At 33.3% G+C, this 17008-nt stretch carries 17 protein-coding genes and 1 pseudogene; 15 read left to right on the top strand and 3 right to left on the bottom strand.

Annotated features, from left to right (window positions below):
- From ACEVFT_RS15280 to ACEVFT_RS15300, 5 genes are read left to right on the top strand one after another with little or no spacing between them, the layout of a single operon-like run.
- Window positions 1–1236 carry a right-handed parallel beta-helix repeat-containing protein gene (locus tag ACEVFT_RS15280; protein ID WP_393950605.1) on the top strand — a complete coding sequence of 412 codons (1236 nt, stop codon included), beginning with the start codon at window positions 1–3 and terminating at the stop codon, window positions 1234–1236.
- Window positions 1233–1685: a nitrous oxide reductase accessory protein NosL gene (locus ACEVFT_RS15285; RefSeq protein ID WP_004230382.1), complete on the top strand. Its 453-nt coding sequence runs from the start codon at window positions 1233–1235 to the stop codon at window positions 1683–1685. The genes ACEVFT_RS15280 and ACEVFT_RS15285 overlap by 4 nt, the downstream gene beginning before the upstream one ends.
- 44 nt (window positions 1686–1729) lie before the next feature.
- On the top strand, window positions 1730–2479 hold the full coding sequence (locus ACEVFT_RS15290; protein WP_243456190.1) for an ABC transporter permease: 750 nt from the start codon (window positions 1730–1732) through the stop codon (window positions 2477–2479).
- Complete coding sequence (locus ACEVFT_RS15295) at window positions 2476–3162, top strand: ABC transporter ATP-binding protein (RefSeq protein WP_205443615.1); 687 nt, start codon at window positions 2476–2478, stop codon at window positions 3160–3162. Before ACEVFT_RS15290 ends, ACEVFT_RS15295 begins: the two co-directional genes overlap by 4 nt.
- Window positions 3159–3704, top strand: coding sequence for a TlpA family protein disulfide reductase (locus ACEVFT_RS15300; protein ID WP_205443613.1), 546 nt, complete (start codon window positions 3159–3161; stop codon window positions 3702–3704). The genes ACEVFT_RS15295 and ACEVFT_RS15300 overlap by 4 nt, the downstream gene beginning before the upstream one ends.
- A 60-nt stretch (window positions 3705–3764) precedes the next feature.
- Here ACEVFT_RS15300 and ACEVFT_RS15305 read toward each other — a convergent pair whose 3' ends face one another.
- Window positions 3765–5123 (bottom strand): PepSY-associated TM helix domain-containing protein, encoded by a 1359-nt coding sequence (locus ACEVFT_RS15305; RefSeq protein ID WP_393950606.1) that lies wholly within the window; start codon window positions 5121–5123, stop codon window positions 3765–3767.
- Between the two features lie 472 nt (window positions 5124–5595).
- Between ACEVFT_RS15305 and ACEVFT_RS15310 the strand changes: the two genes are divergently transcribed.
- The 4 genes from ACEVFT_RS15310 (at window position 5596) to ACEVFT_RS15325 (ending at window position 9532) form a co-directional block, all read left to right on the top strand.
- On the top strand, window positions 5596–6783 hold the full coding sequence (locus ACEVFT_RS15310; RefSeq protein ID WP_205443610.1) for a serine hydrolase domain-containing protein: 1188 nt from the start codon (window positions 5596–5598) through the stop codon (window positions 6781–6783).
- A 32-nt stretch (window positions 6784–6815) separates the two neighbouring features.
- A complete protein-coding gene (locus ACEVFT_RS15315) occupies window positions 6816–7355 on the top strand; it encodes a LytTR family DNA-binding domain-containing protein (RefSeq protein WP_205443609.1) in 540 nt (179 codons plus the stop codon).
- 10 nt (window positions 7356–7365) lie between these two features.
- A complete protein-coding gene (locus tag ACEVFT_RS15320) occupies window positions 7366–7803 on the top strand; it encodes a hypothetical protein (RefSeq protein ID WP_312129299.1) in 438 nt (145 codons plus the stop codon).
- 373 nt (window positions 7804–8176) lie between these two features.
- Window positions 8177–9532, top strand: a complete 1356-nt coding sequence (locus tag ACEVFT_RS15325) for an FAD-binding oxidoreductase (protein WP_393950607.1) — start codon at window positions 8177–8179, stop codon at window positions 9530–9532.
- 855 nt (window positions 9533–10387) lie between these two features.
- On the opposite strand, the gene ACEVFT_RS15330 is transcribed toward ACEVFT_RS15325, so the two are convergent.
- Window positions 10388–10534: a YrzI family small protein gene (locus tag ACEVFT_RS15330; protein ID WP_004230375.1), complete on the bottom strand. Its 147-nt coding sequence runs from the start codon at window positions 10532–10534 to the stop codon at window positions 10388–10390.
- A gap of 535 nt (window positions 10535–11069) precedes the next feature.
- Here ACEVFT_RS15330 and ACEVFT_RS15335 point away from each other — a divergent pair.
- From ACEVFT_RS15335 to ACEVFT_RS15355, 5 genes and pseudogenes are all read left to right on the top strand, one after another.
- Window positions 11070–11288 carry a hypothetical protein gene (locus tag ACEVFT_RS15335; protein ID WP_393950608.1) on the top strand — a complete coding sequence of 73 codons (219 nt, stop codon included), beginning with the start codon at window positions 11070–11072 and terminating at the stop codon, window positions 11286–11288.
- Window positions 11289–11641: 353 nt separating this feature from the next.
- Window positions 11642–12703: a flavin-containing monooxygenase gene (locus ACEVFT_RS15340; protein ID WP_205443604.1), complete on the top strand. Its 1062-nt coding sequence runs from the start codon at window positions 11642–11644 to the stop codon at window positions 12701–12703.
- Window positions 12704–12795: 92 nt separating this feature from the next.
- Window positions 12796–13242: a MarR family winged helix-turn-helix transcriptional regulator gene (locus ACEVFT_RS15345; RefSeq protein ID WP_205443603.1), complete on the top strand. Its 447-nt coding sequence runs from the start codon at window positions 12796–12798 to the stop codon at window positions 13240–13242.
- Window positions 13243–13478: 236 nt separating this feature from the next.
- Window positions 13479–14153: a cysteine peptidase family C39 domain-containing protein gene (locus ACEVFT_RS15350; protein ID WP_393950609.1), complete on the top strand. Its 675-nt coding sequence runs from the start codon at window positions 13479–13481 to the stop codon at window positions 14151–14153.
- A gap of 200 nt (window positions 14154–14353) precedes the next feature.
- A pseudogene (locus ACEVFT_RS15355) lies at window positions 14354–14725 on the top strand (NUDIX domain-containing protein); the annotation flags it as partial.
- 219 nt (window positions 14726–14944) lie between these two features.
- On the opposite strand, the gene ACEVFT_RS15360 reads toward ACEVFT_RS15355, so the two are convergent.
- Complete coding sequence (locus ACEVFT_RS15360) at window positions 14945–15484, bottom strand: recombinase family protein (RefSeq protein ID WP_205443600.1); 540 nt, start codon at window positions 15482–15484, stop codon at window positions 14945–14947.
- A 93-nt stretch (window positions 15485–15577) separates the two neighbouring features.
- Between ACEVFT_RS15360 and ACEVFT_RS15365 the strand changes: the two genes are divergently transcribed.
- Window positions 15578–17008 (top strand): SulP family inorganic anion transporter, encoded by a 1431-nt coding sequence (locus tag ACEVFT_RS15365; protein WP_205447507.1) that lies wholly within the window; start codon window positions 15578–15580, stop codon window positions 17006–17008.

Genomic DNA, 17008 nt, shown 5'->3' on the forward strand with positions numbered 1-17008 from the left:
ATGAAAAAGGGCAGTTTACTTGCCCTTTTTTTCTGCATAGTTGGATTTTCAACACCTGCATATGCTCAGAGCGTACAACAGCAGATTGATAGTCTCTCATCGGGTGAGATTTTAGAGCTAGAACCAGGACTATATTCAGAAAATTTATTAATAAAAGAACCTATTAAAATAAACGGAAACAAAGGTGTTAAATTCACTGGAAAAATAGAAATTAAAGCTGATGATGTAGAGATTAGTGCCATTCAATTTCTTGGAGAGCAAGGCATTGTTGCAAAAAAAGTTAAAAACATAAAAATCACCCAAAATTCTTTTCAAACAAAAAGGTTTCCTATTTACTTCGATGGTGTAGAAAATAGTGAAATTGCTGAAGTAGACGTTATTGGTAAATCTGGTCATTATTCAGAAAAAAGCCATGGTATTTCTCTTTATAACTCTAAAGGTATTCATATTAAAAAGAGTACTATTACACAAACACAAGATGGGATTTACTTAGAGAATAGCAGACAAGTTACAATCGAAAAAAACACGATTACGTATGGACGTTACGGGACTCATATCATGTATGGTAGCGATATGAAATTGCTTCATAATAACTACTCCGATCATATAACAGGGGTAATGTCCATGATGGCAAATAATGTAGATATAGAAGAGAACACAATTAAACATCAAAATGCTTTAAATAGTTCTGGCATTACACTTTATCAAACTTCAAAAGTAAATGTGGTCCATAATATCATTCGTGAAAATTCTATAGCAGTTCAATTACAGCAGGCAGATACGGTAGATATGTCCAGTAATATATTTGCTAGTAATTTATTAGTATTTAAAAATATTCAGCCAAAAGATGTCCTTGTTACAAACAATCAACTTTATGGAAATGTGCTCGTTGCTTCAAGTGGTTCCCAAGGCATAACACTTAGAGCGAATGTTTATGATGATTACGAAGGGGAAGACTTCGATGAGGATGGCTATGGCGATAGTGTTTACATTGCAACGTCTACTTTCGGTAAATGGGTATTAAAAAATGAATATTATCAATATTTTATTGGAAGTACAGCCACAGGATTATTAGAAAAGATGGATAACAAAATATCAGAACCAAATGCTCTAATGGATGCGCAACCCATTGTTCGTGAGGGTCAGCCTTGGCAATTATCCTTTTCAGGAAAACATTTTAGCATTGGCGTTGCTTTACTGATTGTACTAGTTTTTAGTTGGAGGAAATTGAAATGAAAAAGATCATTTTATTAGTAGTAATAGGACTTTTTTTGATGGGTTGTTCGGAGAAGACAATAGAACCTCGGGATATTGATCCTGAGACGGATATTTGTATTGTGTGTAACATGGGTATCACGCATCCTGATTATGCAGGGCAAGTAATTTTCAAAAATAATGATTATCTAGTATTTGATGATTTAGGTTGTTTAATTGAATATTTAAAAAGTCCAGAGCAAGAAGTAGCCGCAGCTTATATCAAATCAAATGATAAGCAAGAATGGATAGATGTGAAGACGGCTGCTTATTTATATAACGAGGATTATTGGACACCCATGAATTATGGTGTACTTGCCTTTGCGTCAATTGGGGACGCAGCAATTTATGAGCAAGAAAATGGTGCTGGTAAGCCACTTGGATACGAAGAATTAGTAACGTCATTTAATTGGGGTGTGCATGAACATTGATTAAATCGGAAATAAAGCAGCTTTTCCGGAGTAAGTGGATTTACATGTTGCTTGGTATTTTTATTGTATTATTTGTTGCTATTTTGATGTTGCAACAATTAAACACGGATGCAGGTGGCTTCGATCGCTTTCAAGCCTCTCTCTTAAATTTATTACTTTTTTTGTTTCCTTTATTTATTTTGACAATAGGGGCAATGAGTATAGCTGCTGATATAGAATCAGGATGGTATCAATTAATTCGATCATATCCCGTTAGTATCGCACATTATTTAGGGGCAAAATATGTCGCATTAGTATCCATTTTTTTATTCGCTTTAGCAACTACAGAAGCAGTTATTTTAATTGTAGGAGCTTTCTTTGGTGGCGTTCATATAGATAGTCAGTTTATTGTATTAACAACAGTTATTATCGTTGTTTTTAGTGCTATAAGTGTAATGATTGGCGCTTTTTCCATACATCGATTACAGGCATTAGGTTTTAGTCTAGGGCTATGGGCAGTTTTTACATTATTGAGTAATTATGTAGTAATGGCAATTGGAACCATTATTCCAAAACACGTCTATGAAAAAATAATCTATACACATGTCCATATTAATATTATTGAGTGGCTCCGATATATCTATTTAATTCAAATAGAACAAACAGGTATTTTAGGGAAGTCGTTTTATTATTTATCACAGTTTTACGAAACTAGTCTAGGGATTGGCTTGATAATAGGTATAACCATATTATGGTGGTTGATTCCTCTTTGTCTTGCTTATTTTAAGTTGAAACGTAAGGAGAGCTATAGATGATAGAGCTACAAGAGGTTGTGATTACATATCGTAAAGGACAACAAATTGGTCCAGTTACCTATCAACTTACAAGTGGGAAAATTGTAGCTTTAGTGGGGGAGAATGGTGCTGGAAAAAGTACATTAATGAAACTGATTATGGGACAATTACCCTTAGATAAAGGGACTATAACTGGCATTCCCAAAGGAAGAGTACGATATATGCCTGATGATTTAAACTTTCCAACTACACTCAAAGTGAAAGAAATTATTGAGCTTTTAGGTAAGCTAAAGGGGATTACTAGTAGGAGTCAGGATAATATTTTACAGTTAGTTGATCTATTCGAGCATAAAAATAGTTTTGTTAGTGAGCTTTCAAAAGGAATGAGACAACGTTTAAACTTTGCCCAAAGCCTGTTAGGCGAATGTGATGTGTATATTTTAGATGAACCTACCAATGGTCTAGATCCATATTGGATCAACAGAGTGAAATCAATTTTAAAGGAGGAAAGAGATAAAGGTCAATTGATCTTGTACTCTACTCACTTACTATCAACAGTGGAGGAAATTGCAGATGAAGTAATTTTCATTCATAAAGGTAAAATTCTTGCTTCTGGTAATATTTCGAGTTTAAAAAGACAATATGCTGAAGAATCTTTAGAATCCCTATGGTTGAAATTGTATTTAGGGGAGGATTTGTCATGAAGAATTGGCTTTCAGCATGTGTTATTTTAATTTTAATTGGTATTGTCTTTATTAACTATTTACCTTCAGATAAAGCAGAAACTTCTAAAGAGATAATAGATAGCACAGTTAAATCAACAGATATAAAACTTTCAGATAGGGCAGTGCGGAACTTTGAATTGCCAAATGTCTCAGGCAACCAAAAAACATTATACAATTATTTAGGCAAACCAGTTGTCCTTGTATTTTGGGCAACCTGGTGTGGACCTTGTAATGAGGAAATGCCACGATTGCAAAACTATTATGACACAAAAAAAGATGTACAGATTGTCACAGTCAATGCAACTGATACCGAAGCAAGTATAGAAACGGTAACTAAATATGCTACTAAAAAGGGATGGGATTTACCTATTTTATTGGATGAAACTGGGGATATCCGAAAGCGATTCGGTGGTTTTACAATACCAACTACAATATTTCTAAGCGCAAATGGAGAGATTGTTCATGAAGTTTATGGACCTATAGATGAGCAATATATAGACAATATTATTAGTGAACTATAATACCATAGAAACAGGTGCTAATTGTGTTTTAGCACCTGTTTCTTAATAGTAATTACTTCTTCAAATAGCTGTTTTATTCTTCTTAATAATCAAAACAAAAATTTCGATTATGACAACTAAAATAAGAGAAATACCGAAGAGTGGCATAATAATGCCTAGCAAAATCATGAAAATACAAAATGGAATAGATATTTCTTTTGGCATAGGTGGTGCAGAAATCATCCCTTTTTGTCTACGTAATAACCATGTTTTAAAGCCAAGATAAATTAAATATAAAAACGCAAGACAAATCAATAGATTGATTATTTTATTTGGCCAACCAAATAGATGCCCTTCATGAAGTGGGATACCCCATGTAAACCATTTTCCTAAAATACCATATTCATCGTATCCGACTGATGAGATAAGTGAGCCAGTGTATTGGTCAAAATAATTAGTTATTTCTTCATTTGGATTTACATCCAGTCCTGTTATACCTGTGTTTGACCCCTTAGCAACAGTAAAAACGCCTTCTTCCGAACTAGGTAAAATAATAGAGTATGGTTTAGAAATATTTTCACTTTCCACATGCTTCATCAAATCGCCGACTGACATCGCATATTCATTTGAATAATCAACAACACCATGAGCTCCTCCATGACCTGCATGACCTGAATGATCTTGGGTAGTAGAAGTTGGCGTTTCATTTTTGCGAGTAGCCCATGGAATTTCATTAATATCAGATGTTGGTGGATTTTGTTGCAGTTCTGGAATCCCAATGGACGGATTTTGTTGTGCTGCTGTATAAATAAAATTCCCCATAAATGCTGACCATGGCAATCCTGTGAAAATAATTGCAATCATAGGTATGGTAATAATCACACCGAGGATACTGTGCCATCTACGTGACCGAATACGAGATGTTTCTGTTTGCACTTTCTTCCATACTTTCTTTCTAAAGGTCATGTATAAACCTGAGAGTAATAAGAAGATAGCCCAGCATGCAGCTAGCTCCACTAAGTAGTTTACGAATGTCCCTCCTATAAATAGAGAGCTATGGAGATTTCGCATAATATTCGAAAATGTGTAATTTGCATCCTGACTATCGACTACCTGATAATTATCATCTAAAAAGACATACTTTTGTTCGCCTTCATTGTTGGTCAGTGTTAAGCGGGTATTATAAGGTTCGTCTAAAACAATTACTTTACTAACTTTATAGTCACTAAATTTTGCTTTTGCCTGTTCAATTCCTTCATCAATTGTAATATTTGTTGTTTCTTTACTATCACCAAAGAAAGCATCAGAATAGAGCTTGTTCTCTACATCTGTGTAGAATAAGTAGCCTATTCCACTGATTGTTAAAGTAAGCAAGAGGGGAGTAATAAATAATCCAGCAAAAAAATGCCATCGCCAAAATCGATTGTATAAGTTCTTCATAAAGCCTCCTAAAAATAGATAATTTCACTTACATGAATACTATACATTTGAAATGTGAAATATAGATGATATTTTTGAGGAGAATTTATGTTTAAATAAAAGAAATATATTATTTTAAGGGAAATAGTACTTTTAGATAAACTAAATATTAACTATTATATAGTCGCTAATCCCTTTTTAGATTTTGTAAAAGTGAGATTGTCCTGAATATTGTATACCAGTAAAAATAGACATAAATTGAAAAAACGTTTCATCTAAAGTAAATAGGTGTGTTCTAACTCAATTTTGTAATTTTGTTCTAAGAGAGGGTAGATGCTTATGTAAAGGTTATAAGCGGAGTTTTCTACACATTGATAGACGAAAAAAACCTTCTTACCCTTTATTTTTGCCAACTTAGACAAAATACATTTCTAAATCATAAACCATCGATTAAATTGAAGTATGAAAAGTAAATGAAGCGAGGATGGGCAATATGATAAATGTAAAAAGATCATTGTTTGGCATAATCATTGTTGTCGGAATTGTATTTTGCGTATTTGTCATTATAAATAGGCCAATATCAAAAGCGGCAGTTTCTGAAGAAATTAAAACACGTTTAACAAAAATAGTTGAAAAAGATGAAACATTGTCTAGTGCATTATTAACAATTTACTCCAACAAGACAGGTTATTTCGAACAGTTTGCAGTAGGAACTAAAAATCAATATTCGGAACTACCTGTGCAAATCGATAGTCCTTATCATTCAGCCAGTATTGGAAAAACCATATGTGCTACAGTGTTTGGCATATTAGCTGACGAGGGTAAAATCAACTTAAACGATAAAATCAGTTCTTGGCTAGATGATGATATTCTTAAGGGATTATTTGTCGTAGATGGCACGGATTATAGTGATCAGGTAACATTGAAACATTTACTTAGTCATACATCAGGAATTGGCGATTATTTTGAAGGTCCAGTAAAAAGCGGGAAGCCTATGCTGGAAATCATTTCATCCAATCCAGATCTTTTATTTACACCAGAAGAATTGATTGCATTTACTAGAGAAAACCAGATTCCAGTGGGGAAGCCAGGACAACAATTTTATTATTCAGATACAGGATATATCTTACTTGGATTTATTCTAGAAGCTATCGAGGAAAAACCTTACTCAGCAATCTTAGAAGATAGGATATTTCAGCCATTGGGCATGACTGAGAGTTACTTCATGTTCTATAATGATAAGCCTACTGATATCATTGGAATTTATATGAATGAAATTGACTTTAGCAACAAAAACGCTTTATCCATAGACTGGGCAGGAGGCGGTGTGGTTACCACTATGAATGACCTCTTAACATTCATGATGGCATTAGAAAATGGAACCATTCTTTCTGATGATGTTTATAGTCAAATGACTGACTTTTCAAACATCTATACAAAGGGTATTTATTATGGAATGGGTATGATGTATTTTGATTTTAGCGAGTTATCTTTACTGTTAAAATTAAGCTCAATGACAGATGTTTATGGCGGTGTAGGAGCTACAGGAACTTATATGTTATATGATAAAGAAAAGGATACTTATTTTATAGCTAATTTTGGATCACTTGATTATGGAGAAAAAGGCTTAGAAGAATTAGTTAAAATAAGAATGATTTACGATAGAATGAATATAGATTAAATACGTCTTAAGTTGTTATTAGGAGACATACGATGGTTCAATTATTGTGTTCAAATAAAGTTTATGAAAAATTAAAAAAAGAACTATCCAAGTACCAAATTGAAATCAAGCCAGATAGTAGTTTAGTACTCGTAGAAAAAGGATATGACATACCAGACGGAAAGTTGAGTGTCGTATTTGATGGCATTGATTACATGAATGTGATAAAACTATTAACTACGGGCATTCGAGAAGACCTGCATTTTATAAATACTATTGTAGGTTTTAGAGATAATAAATTTGAAGTAATAGAACCTATAGATGTTTTTTATCTAGAAGCAGGTCCCAATGGTATTACGGCATTTACTGAGTTTAATCGGTACAGTATAAAAGAAACCTTACAATATTATGAAAACGTGTGGGGTATAAAAGGATTTATACGAATTAATAAATCACAACTCGTTAATTTGCTGCATGTGAAAGAAATTATCCCCTGGTTTAACTCCAGATATGTATTGAGAATGGAAAATCACACTGAACTGGAAGTATCGAAAATGTTCTCAAAAAAGCTTAGAAGTACGTTAAAAATATAGGAGATCAATTATGGAGAAAATTCATTTAGAAAATATCATAAAGTCAATTATTCTTGGTCTCTTCATTGGAATTATACTACAGTTTTCTGATAATACGAACATAAAATTTTCGTATAGAGTTTTAGCGATATTAGCCAGTGGATGTGTAGGGTTCTTTATTGGCTTAGTGACAGAATGGCTAACAGCAATATTACCAATTAGCATGGCAAATGCCCGAACCTACTTCTTAATAAACAATTTGATTGCATTAATTGTGACTACAGTGATTATGATGTCTTTAATTATTATCACAAATAGCGAAATGGTGAAAAAGGGAGAATTCATCTCGGTCTTATTGATTGTGCTTGGCATTATATGTTTAGCAAACCTAAGTGATTATATGATGTATCGGCGTGCCCAAAATAAATTGAGAAAATTCAAAGCAATGATTAAAGATACTAAGTATTAGCTCCAAAAATAGTGATGGATGGTGTGAGCTGGTAACCGAAATGTTTTTTGCTGTAACAGATATTTTTGCCGTTTAACTACAAGATAAGTAGGAACGTTTTTTAGAGGAGCATCATTTACAAATAAGAATGATGCTCTTTAATTTTGTATAAATCACTTAAGGGTTAGGATTAATTGTTTGACAATCATTCAGGTATTTAGCTTAGCGTGCTTTTTCAATAAACTTCCGATGTATTTGCATGCTTTTTAACTCTAAACTAACTCATTATATTTAGCTACAGTAGTCAATTATATCAGCCTAAAACCTAAACCATTTTCAACCAAAAGAATAAACTAGTAGAAAAATTATTATTGTGTTGATAGAGGTGACTGAAATGGAGCAAGATTCATTGTTCTTAAAAGGGCTAACTGGTGAAGTAGTAACCGTAAAAGATCCTAACTACAATGAAGCAAGACAAGAATGGAATCGTGCCAATCAAAAGTTTCCATTGATCATTGTGTATTGTGAAAGAAGACAAGATGTTGTGAATGCCATACATTGGGCACGTAAACATTGTGTGGATATCCGCATTAGGTCTGGAGGACATCATTATGAAGGCTATTCTAATGGTGATTTCTTGCTTGTAATTGATATTAGTAGATTGAATACGCTGAAACTAGATAAGAAAACACACATATTAGAGGTGGAAGCTGGAGCAAAAAACACGGAAGTGTATGATTTTGTTGGCTCCAATGGATATGTTTTTCCTGGTGGAACTTGCCCCACTGTTGGAGTATCTGGCTTTACACTTGGGGGTGGATGGGGATTCTCCAGTCGACTTTATGGGTTGGGGTGTGATAGTTTACTAGAACTAGAATTAGTAGATTACGAGGGAAGGATTATTAAGGCAAATAAAAATTGTAACGCTGATCTTTTCTGGGCTTGTCGAGGTGCAGGTGGAGGTAACTTTGGTGTGGTTATTAGCATGACTTTTCAGTTACCAAAACCAACACAACGTTCTGTCACATTCATTAGATTCTATTATGTAAATTCAACAATGGCTAAGCAAATAGATGTCATGAATATTTGGCAAAATTGGTTGCCTAAATTGGATAAACGAATGACTTTAGTTACAAGCTTTTATAACGCTGAAAATGAAGGGTTAGGAATTTTCGGAACTGGTTTCTTTTATGGTCCAGCCAAATTAGCAAAAAAGATTTTACAACCTTTTGCAGAAATTAAAGGGTTTCGATTGAACTTAGAAGAATCTTCCTTTCTAGAAGCAGTGAAAAAGGTAGAGGCAACCTATCCACCTTTCGAAAAATTTAAATCCACTGGTAGGTTTGTACAAAGAAACTATACAGTAGAAGAGCTTAAAAATATTGGAAGTAGTGTCCAAAGTCCTCCGGATGGTTCTGTATATGCTGCTATTTCTTTTTATGCACTAGGAGGAGAAATAGAAAACATTAATAAAGAAGAAACGGCTTTTTACTATAGAGATGCTAAATATATAATGGGTGTCCAGTCTGTATGGATAGAGGATAAGTATGCAAGAGATAATCAGGAATGGGTTCGTGAGCATTTTGAAATGATTAAAAATATGACAAAAGGTTCTTATGTGAATTTTCCTATAAGTGAGCTTGAAAATTATGATAAGGAATACTTTGGAGGCCATGCACAGAGGTTGAAACGAGTAAACCAAAAGTATGATCCGTTTAATGTATTTAGGTTTCCACAGGGGTTAAAATGAAATTAAATTGAAATAGGAATGATCACTATATAAGAGATAATTTACGGCTATACTATAAAAGTTCTATAAATCTTCGTTACAAATTAATTAAATAAAAGTACTTGTCTAAAATATTATGAAGCTTTAAAATCCTCATGCAAAGAAGGCGGGTTTATTGCAATGGCATGGGTAGTAGACGCAATCAAGCCCGACTCCTCGCCAAATAATTTTTAGTTTACATAATATAAGTAAATTGGTCACAACTTACTGGTTATCGGATGCTCCTCATAATTGATCGCTCAAAAGGTTATTCGTATAAATAATAGTATTTAATCTAGACATGTCCCATATACATATCTAATTGATAATTATTGAGTAACAATAGAGTAGTCCCACAATCAGGCCATTGAAAAAGACTAAAAGTTACTTTCCTCTCTGTAAGGAAAGTGACTTTTTAGTTTGTTTTAAATGAATAACGATCTTCAATATTCGGGTACTGTTTTTGCACTACATGGATAGCTAACTAGGCGGAACAATGGAATTAAAATAAAAATTGCCAAATTCAATTTTAGTATCGAGGAATTACGATTTTTAGCATTAGAATTATTTTTTTTAACATTGTAATTCCGCATTTTCTTAAACTACATCAAGTTGTTTGTGTCACATATCACTTAAAAAAGTGCAAAATACCTCCTGAAGCTACCCGTCCTAGATTAGAACGGGTTAGCTCAACTGAGATTATAACATTAGCTATATTATCACTTTATATTACTTCATCTGGTGGTTGTGTCTTTCTCCAGCCATAAAACTGCATAACGTCTTTTGATCATATAAAACATTTTAATTCCCACCTTTCATATTTTTTAATTAACAAGATTAATATTGACGAATACGAATATAATCGTCTATTTTTCTTCGGTTCTCTTCAAAGATTTTTTCCACATATTCATCACGAAGTGCTTTCTCAAGAGAGATCTTACGTTTGGTAATAGTTATCGTGAGCGCAAAAAAGTTTAATATCATTTATTATCACCTCCTTAAATGGCCATAAAAAAACCGTAGAGAGACTCCCCTACGGTGAAAAAGGCACAAAAATACCGCAGGGGGACACTTCTCCCTGCGGTATGGGTATGCTTATTTACAAAAAAATCTTAAGCGGTCCATTCCGATGTGGTCGAATGTGTGATTTTCATTTTTACTGAAGTTGTAGCTACCAATGACACCAATTTAACGATAACGATCATTTTATTCGACCTCCTTAAGAATTTTTTTGATTACTTAGTAAGTATAACTAACTTTACGTTGTTTGTAAACATCTTTTACTAAGCTTTCCTAAATATTGAAGTGTGAAGCGTTATGAATGCTGCGGTACATAGGGAAATCCAAACCCAGGGTATGGCTACAAAATGAAAAAGTATTAGCAGATCACATTGAGTAGGGTATCCCAGACATAAATATGAATACTAAAGAAAATTGCAATTATTGATGGTGACCATTCGGCTAGAATTCTGCAACAAAGCTAGTGTGGATTATGCGTAAAAATCTGTAGAAAAAGCCTATGGCGGCGAAGAAAAAGATGCTTTGGCAGCACATGGCGCACTCGGTGTTTCACGGATTAATATATTCAGGTAAAGTTGAAGTAATAACACCTTTCTATATCTCACAGGTAAAGAAAGAAGAGAACATCCATACTGTTGGTACTATAAACGGAGAACAAAAAGTATTAACAGGATTTGATGAGCTTATTGTCAATGTATTGTTAATTTTGATACTCTGAATTTTAATAATAAGTATTTTGAAAAAAAGATTTGATTATGATATTACAAAATCTAGTAGAGGATAGAAATGAAGCTGAAGTTCGGTTAATAATAAATATTGCGAATGAAGTATTTAATACGTATGAAAAAAAGAGAAATACTCAGGAAATTAATTATATTTGAGACTTCCATAATCCACTCAGGTAGAGAGGTATTTTTTTATTATTTTATTTGCATTTTGCAAGTAATTACGTTATAAATATTTTACATAGCGTTTTAATTGAAGGGAAATGTTAAGACAAAATGAGTATCTTGAACATATTTATTTTACATTAATACTTGCATAATACAAATAAAAAAGGGAGGAATAAAAATGAAAGATATACTAGAAACTATCGTAATAGGGGGAGGGCAGGCAGGGCTAGCATCAGGTTTTCATTTACAGAAAAAAGGTCTACGTTTTTTAATATTGGAGGCAAGTAATCAGATTGGGGGATCTTGGCCAAGATATTATGACAGTCTTAAATTGTTTTCTCCAGCAAGTGTTTCCTCTTTGCCTGGTATGAAGTTTCCTGGAACTCAGAATCGCTATCCGAAAAGAGATGAAGTTATTCAATATTTGCAGGAGTATAAAAATAAGTTTCAATTACCTGTTTTAATTAATCAGAGAGTAGATTTGATAGAGAAAAACAAACTAGGTTTTATTATTCGAACAGTCACAGGGGATATATTTCAAGCTAGAACAATCATAAACGCTACAGGCTCATTTAATAACCCTTTTATTCCTAAAATTAAAGGAAGAGAAGTTTTTCAAGGGAAAACTCTTCACTCTTCAGAGTATCAAAATACACTGCCATTTCATAACACAAGGGTAATTGTAATTGGCGGAGGAAATTCGGCTGTGCAGATTGCTGTTGAATTGTCTGAGGTGAGCAAAACCACTCTTTCAGTACGACAACCAATAAAATTTGTAAAACAACGTTTACTTGGACTGGATATACATTATTGGTTGAAAATAATTGGTTTTGATACCTTTCCTTTCTGGCGCTTTGGAAAAACGGCACCCAGATCAAATGCTGTGAATGATACAGGTGGATATAAAGATAGAATTAGTAAGGGGAATCCAGAACAACGTTTAATGTTTACTTCTTTCTATGAAGATGGAGTTATTTGGCCGGATGGAGAAAGGGAACCTGTAGATACCATTATCTATGCCACAGGATTCAGACCATATTTACCCTATATGAAATTACTCGGTGTATTGGATGGGGAAGGAATGCCTTTACAAAAGGCAGGTATTAGCAGTATCCCTGGATTGTATTTTGTGGGACTAGAAGGACAACGATCATTTGCATCTGCAACTTTAAGAGGAGTGGGAGAAGATGCCGAGTATGTGGTGAAAAAGTTACTTCATCACTTGAAAAGTAACTTTTGAAGTAAGGAAAACATCTTCAAAAAAAGTTAAATATATTTTAGTTGCATTTTGCAAGTAAATAATATATATATGTCTTTATAGGAGATGATTAAATGGAAAATAAACGTGAACTTTTTCAAGTATTAACTCAAAAGTTTGCTTTACTAAATAAAACATGTTGTTCTGTAGGATCAATTGACATCACACCAATACAGAGCCATATTCTATATGAGATAGACAAACAAAATAACCCATCTATGCAACAAATAGCAGAGGCAATAGGAATGGATATTACTACATTTAGTAGACAGATTCAATCTCTTATTAAGATGAATCTTGTCAAAAAAAATCCTCTACCATCAGATAAAAGAGTGTACATTTTGTCATTAACGGTGGAAGGGACATTTCTCGCTACTACAATTGATGAAATGATAAACAATTATTTAAATGAAGTTTTTTCGCATTTGAATGAGTTCGAAAAAGAAACTGTTTTACGTTCAATTGAACTTTTAAACAAAGCTATGGCTAAATCAAGCTTTTGTTGTATGCCTTCTTCATAATGCGTTAAAGGTTATAAGCAATTAATAATTTCATCTACCTGTAAAAAATAGTCCAATAAAAGATGTAATTGTAGTTTTATAAAAAATTTGATCATTGATAATAAAGTTTGATTAAAAATCCTGTGTTGATATGCAGGTTTTTTTTGTTCAATAAACGGGCCAGAATGTGGAATAACAAACTTTTATAAAATGTCTACCAAACGACGCTTTGGGAATGATATACTTTAATCAATAATATGGTAAATTCAGTTATAAAATGTAATTTTAATACAAATGAAAACAATGTGGGAGGCAATATGTTTATAATTAGAACAGTTATTTTTTGGCTGGTTATAACAATTAGTATTAATGCATATTTAATGACATTACCTATACCTGTTTTACGCAAAAGAGATTATCCACCTAATTATCTTATTCAACAAAATAATCGAATTGATTTACAAAAAAATACAGAATGTGCAGCGTTTTCAACAGCGTATCTACTACGTCATTTCGGTATAGAAGCTGAGGGAGAATCGTTATATACACATTTTCCTTGTAAAACAAGAGCAGGTAATGTATATCCAAAGGGAATTCGTAAAATATTAAGAGAAAAAGGCTTTAAAACAAGCTATTATAAAGGTGATATACATTCATTAAAGTACGAAGTTAGTAAAGGAACTCCTGTAATTGTTTTTATTAAAGTACAGAAGGGGCTTAATAATTTGCATTTTGTCCCCGTTGTAGGCTACGACAAAGAGTATATTTATCTTTCAGAATCGTTAGGGCATTTGGTGAATTGTGATGATGACAATAAAAAATATAATCGAAAAGTTCCAATTAAGGAATTTCAGAAATTGTGGAATGTAAAGAAAATCCATATGCCTATTTCTAGCAATACTTACATTTCTGTAGATATTTCGCAGCATTAATCTCAATGACGAAGAAATTTAAACTGTCTAGTTGTGCTAGCAAGAACCAAATATACCAAAAAAAGATTATATATTCTATTTTTGTTAAACGGGTGCTTTAGTGTAGTGCCACAAGGATTTATAACGTATCTAATACAAACCTCAATAACGTTCCCAAATGAAAGTTTTGAGAGAGACCGAAACCTAAAGAAGATAAGGTTTTACTACTTGATAGACAACATGATCATTTCAAAGGGTTTATTCCACCTGGTGGAAAAGTTGAATTTCCTGAAAGTATTTTGGAAAATGCAATTAGAGAAGTAAAAGAAGAAACGGGTTTAGAAGTAAGTAACCTTATTTTTAAAGGTCTCTATGAATATGTAAATCCAGTTGCTATGGATAGATATATGATTTTTAACTACATCACAAAAAAAATTCCTACAAAAGATATATCTTTATCCAAAGAGCACCTTAACTATAAATGGTTATGTTTTGAAGAGGCAGTAATACTTTTGAAATGGGGTAGCAATAAAACGGCGTTATGGGAATTGAACAAAAGGTTATTAAATCAGATTAACACTGAACAAAGTTGATGAAAGAAATTATTTAAGCTAAGGTGCTAAGAACAAGGAGTTGCAAAGGCAGCTCATTTTATTGAATTAACGAAGCATAGTATTGAATACCATCTTTTTATGACTTTTCGGGAAATAAAAACGAATTCACTCAGAAAACAAGCCTGCTCAAACTAACGCATAAGCAGGCTTGTTTTTAATTTAATTGATAGGTTATAAAGATTTCAATTTACTGTTGTTTTATTCTATTGACTCTAGATAACGATAAAGCGTTGATTTACTAATACCTGTTTCATTCTTAATATCCAATAATGTGTTTCCAGACTGATACATCTCAATTGCCTTTTTTATATTTTCATCTGATTTCTTAGGTCGCCCAATTGATTTTCCTTTTGCTTTTGCTTCAGCCATTCCTAAAGTAGTTGATTGCTTTACGATATCACTTTGAAATGTTAAAAAGAATTGTAAAACTTGCTCAAGTGGCATTTCAAGAATTTGTGTGGACGTAATATTTTCCTCCATAAAGTGAATAGTTACCTGATCTCTTTTACAAATTTTTAGTAGGTCTTCTAAATGCCTAGTTGTATCCGCGATGCTAAAGAAACGAAGTACCTGAATGGTATCGTCTTTTTCTATTGTCATGAGTAATTCTTCAAGCGCTAATCGCTTTTTCGCACGACCATGATTTTCAGTAAATAGATGGTCACAATTCTTTAAAGCAACAGTTTGAATTTGCATATCCTCATCATTATATAAGGGTCGTTGATAACCGTAAATCATATAATTTCACTCCATTTCAGTTCCGTAAAGGTTCCTTTTTGGGAAAAGAATGCTATGATATTCAAAGATTATATTTTAGTAAAGAAGGAGAATATCATGCAAAGTTTAAAGCAACAATGGTTTGGTAATGTGCGTGGTGACATCTTATCAGGGATGGTCGTCGCCTTAGCGCTTATACCTGAAGCAATTGCCTTTTCTATCATTGCTGGTGTCGATCCAATGGTCGGACTTTATGCGTCCTTTTCTATTGCTGTTATTATAGCATTTGTTGGGGGAAGACCGGGAATGATTTCTGCCGCAACAGGAGCAATGGCACTCGTGATTGCAGATTTGGTGGCAGACCATGGGTTACAATATTTATTAGCAGCAACCATTTTAACAGGAATTATTCAAGTTTTATTTGGTGTATTTGGAATTGCTAAGCTCATGCGTTTTATACCAAATTCGGTCATGATTGGCTTTGTTAATGCACTAGCAATCTTAATTTTCATGGCTCAAGTACCACACTTTTTTCGAGAAGGGTATGTAACGTATATATTCATCGTGGTCACATTATGTATCGTATACATTTTACCTCGATTCATTAAAGCAATACCTGCACCGTTAATTGCGATTATTATGTTAACGGCTGTAACATTCATTTTTAATTTTGAACTAAAAACGATAGGAGATCTAGGTGCAATTTCACAGAGCTTACCGCATTTTTTCATTCCAGACGTACCATTTAATTTTGAAACGTTAGTAATTATTTTCCCTTACGCACTAGCATTAGCGCTTGTTGGGTTAATGGAATCACTAATGACCGCACAAATTGTTGATGATATGACGGATACAAAATCCAATAAAAATATTGAGGCACGTGGACAAGGAATTGCAAACATCGTTAACGGTTTCTTTGGTGGTATGGCGGGATGTGCAATGATCGGACAATCGATGATTAACGTAAAATCAGGTGGTCGAGGACGCCTATCAACACTTGTGGCTGGGATGTTCCTAATGTTCTTAATCCTGGTACTTGGCAACATCGTGGTTGATATTCCAATGCCAGTACTTGTAGGAATTATGATCATGGTAAGTATTGGTACATTTGATTGGGGATCGTTTAAATATATTGTCAAAGCACCTAAAAGTGAGGCATTCGTTATGCTTGCAACCGTAGCTGTAGTTGTCTATACAGATAACTTGGCGATTGGAGTTGTATTAGGAGTAATTTTAAGTTCTTTATTCTTTGTTGCAACGATTTCAAAGGTACGAATACATCAAGATAACGGTACATTTATTGTAGAAGGTCCTTTATTCTTTGCGTCTACACAAAAATTTGTCCAAACACTTGAAGCAGTTAAGGCTGATATCGTTACAATCGACTTAACAAGTAGCCATTTATGGGATGAATCAGCAGTTGGTGCAGTCGTAAAAGTCGTCACGAAGTTAGAAGAGCAGGGGAAAACAGTGAAAGTCATTGGCATGAACCCAGCGAGTGAAAAATTATATAACCAATTATTAAATGTAAGTGTATCACATTAA

The sequence above is a fragment of the Lysinibacillus sp. PWR01 genome, assembly GCF_043359455.1.
In the GTDB taxonomy this organism is placed as follows: Bacteria; Bacillota; Bacilli; order Bacillales_A; family Planococcaceae; genus Lysinibacillus; species Lysinibacillus fusiformis_F.

Bases quoted from the DNA above. Each gene is read 5' to 3' on its own strand.
- ACEVFT_RS15280 (WP_393950605.1), top strand. From the start codon at position 1: ATGAAAAAGGGCAGTTTACTTGCCCTTTTTTTCTGCATAGTTGGATTT.
- ACEVFT_RS15285 (WP_004230382.1), top strand. From the start codon at position 1,233: ATGAAAAAGATCATTTTATTAGTAGTAATAGGACTTTTTTTGATGGGT.
- ACEVFT_RS15290 (WP_243456190.1), top strand. From the start codon at position 1,730: ATGTTGCTTGGTATTTTTATTGTATTATTTGTTGCTATTTTGATGTTG.
- ACEVFT_RS15295 (WP_205443615.1), top strand. From the start codon at position 2,476: ATGATAGAGCTACAAGAGGTTGTGATTACATATCGTAAAGGACAACAA.
- ACEVFT_RS15300 (WP_205443613.1), top strand. From the start codon at position 3,159: ATGAAGAATTGGCTTTCAGCATGTGTTATTTTAATTTTAATTGGTATT.
- ACEVFT_RS15305 (WP_393950606.1), bottom strand. From the start codon at position 5,123: ATGAAGAACTTATACAATCGATTTTGGCGATGGCATTTTTTTGCTGGA.
- ACEVFT_RS15310 (WP_205443610.1), top strand. From the start codon at position 5,596: ATGATAAATGTAAAAAGATCATTGTTTGGCATAATCATTGTTGTCGGA.
- ACEVFT_RS15315 (WP_205443609.1), top strand. From the start codon at position 6,816: ATGGTTCAATTATTGTGTTCAAATAAAGTTTATGAAAAATTAAAAAAA.
- ACEVFT_RS15320 (WP_312129299.1), top strand. From the start codon at position 7,366: ATGGAGAAAATTCATTTAGAAAATATCATAAAGTCAATTATTCTTGGT.
- ACEVFT_RS15325 (WP_393950607.1), top strand. From the start codon at position 8,177: ATGGAGCAAGATTCATTGTTCTTAAAAGGGCTAACTGGTGAAGTAGTA.
- ACEVFT_RS15330 (WP_004230375.1), bottom strand. From the start codon at position 10,534: ATGATATTAAACTTTTTTGCGCTCACGATAACTATTACCAAACGTAAG.
- ACEVFT_RS15335 (WP_393950608.1), top strand. From the start codon at position 11,070: ATGGCGGCGAAGAAAAAGATGCTTTGGCAGCACATGGCGCACTCGGTG.
- ACEVFT_RS15340 (WP_205443604.1), top strand. From the start codon at position 11,642: ATGAAAGATATACTAGAAACTATCGTAATAGGGGGAGGGCAGGCAGGG.
- ACEVFT_RS15345 (WP_205443603.1), top strand. From the start codon at position 12,796: ATGGAAAATAAACGTGAACTTTTTCAAGTATTAACTCAAAAGTTTGCT.
- ACEVFT_RS15350 (WP_393950609.1), top strand. From the start codon at position 13,479: ATGGTAAATTCAGTTATAAAATGTAATTTTAATACAAATGAAAACAAT.
- ACEVFT_RS15360 (WP_205443600.1), bottom strand. From the start codon at position 15,484: ATGATTTACGGTTATCAACGACCCTTATATAATGATGAGGATATGCAA.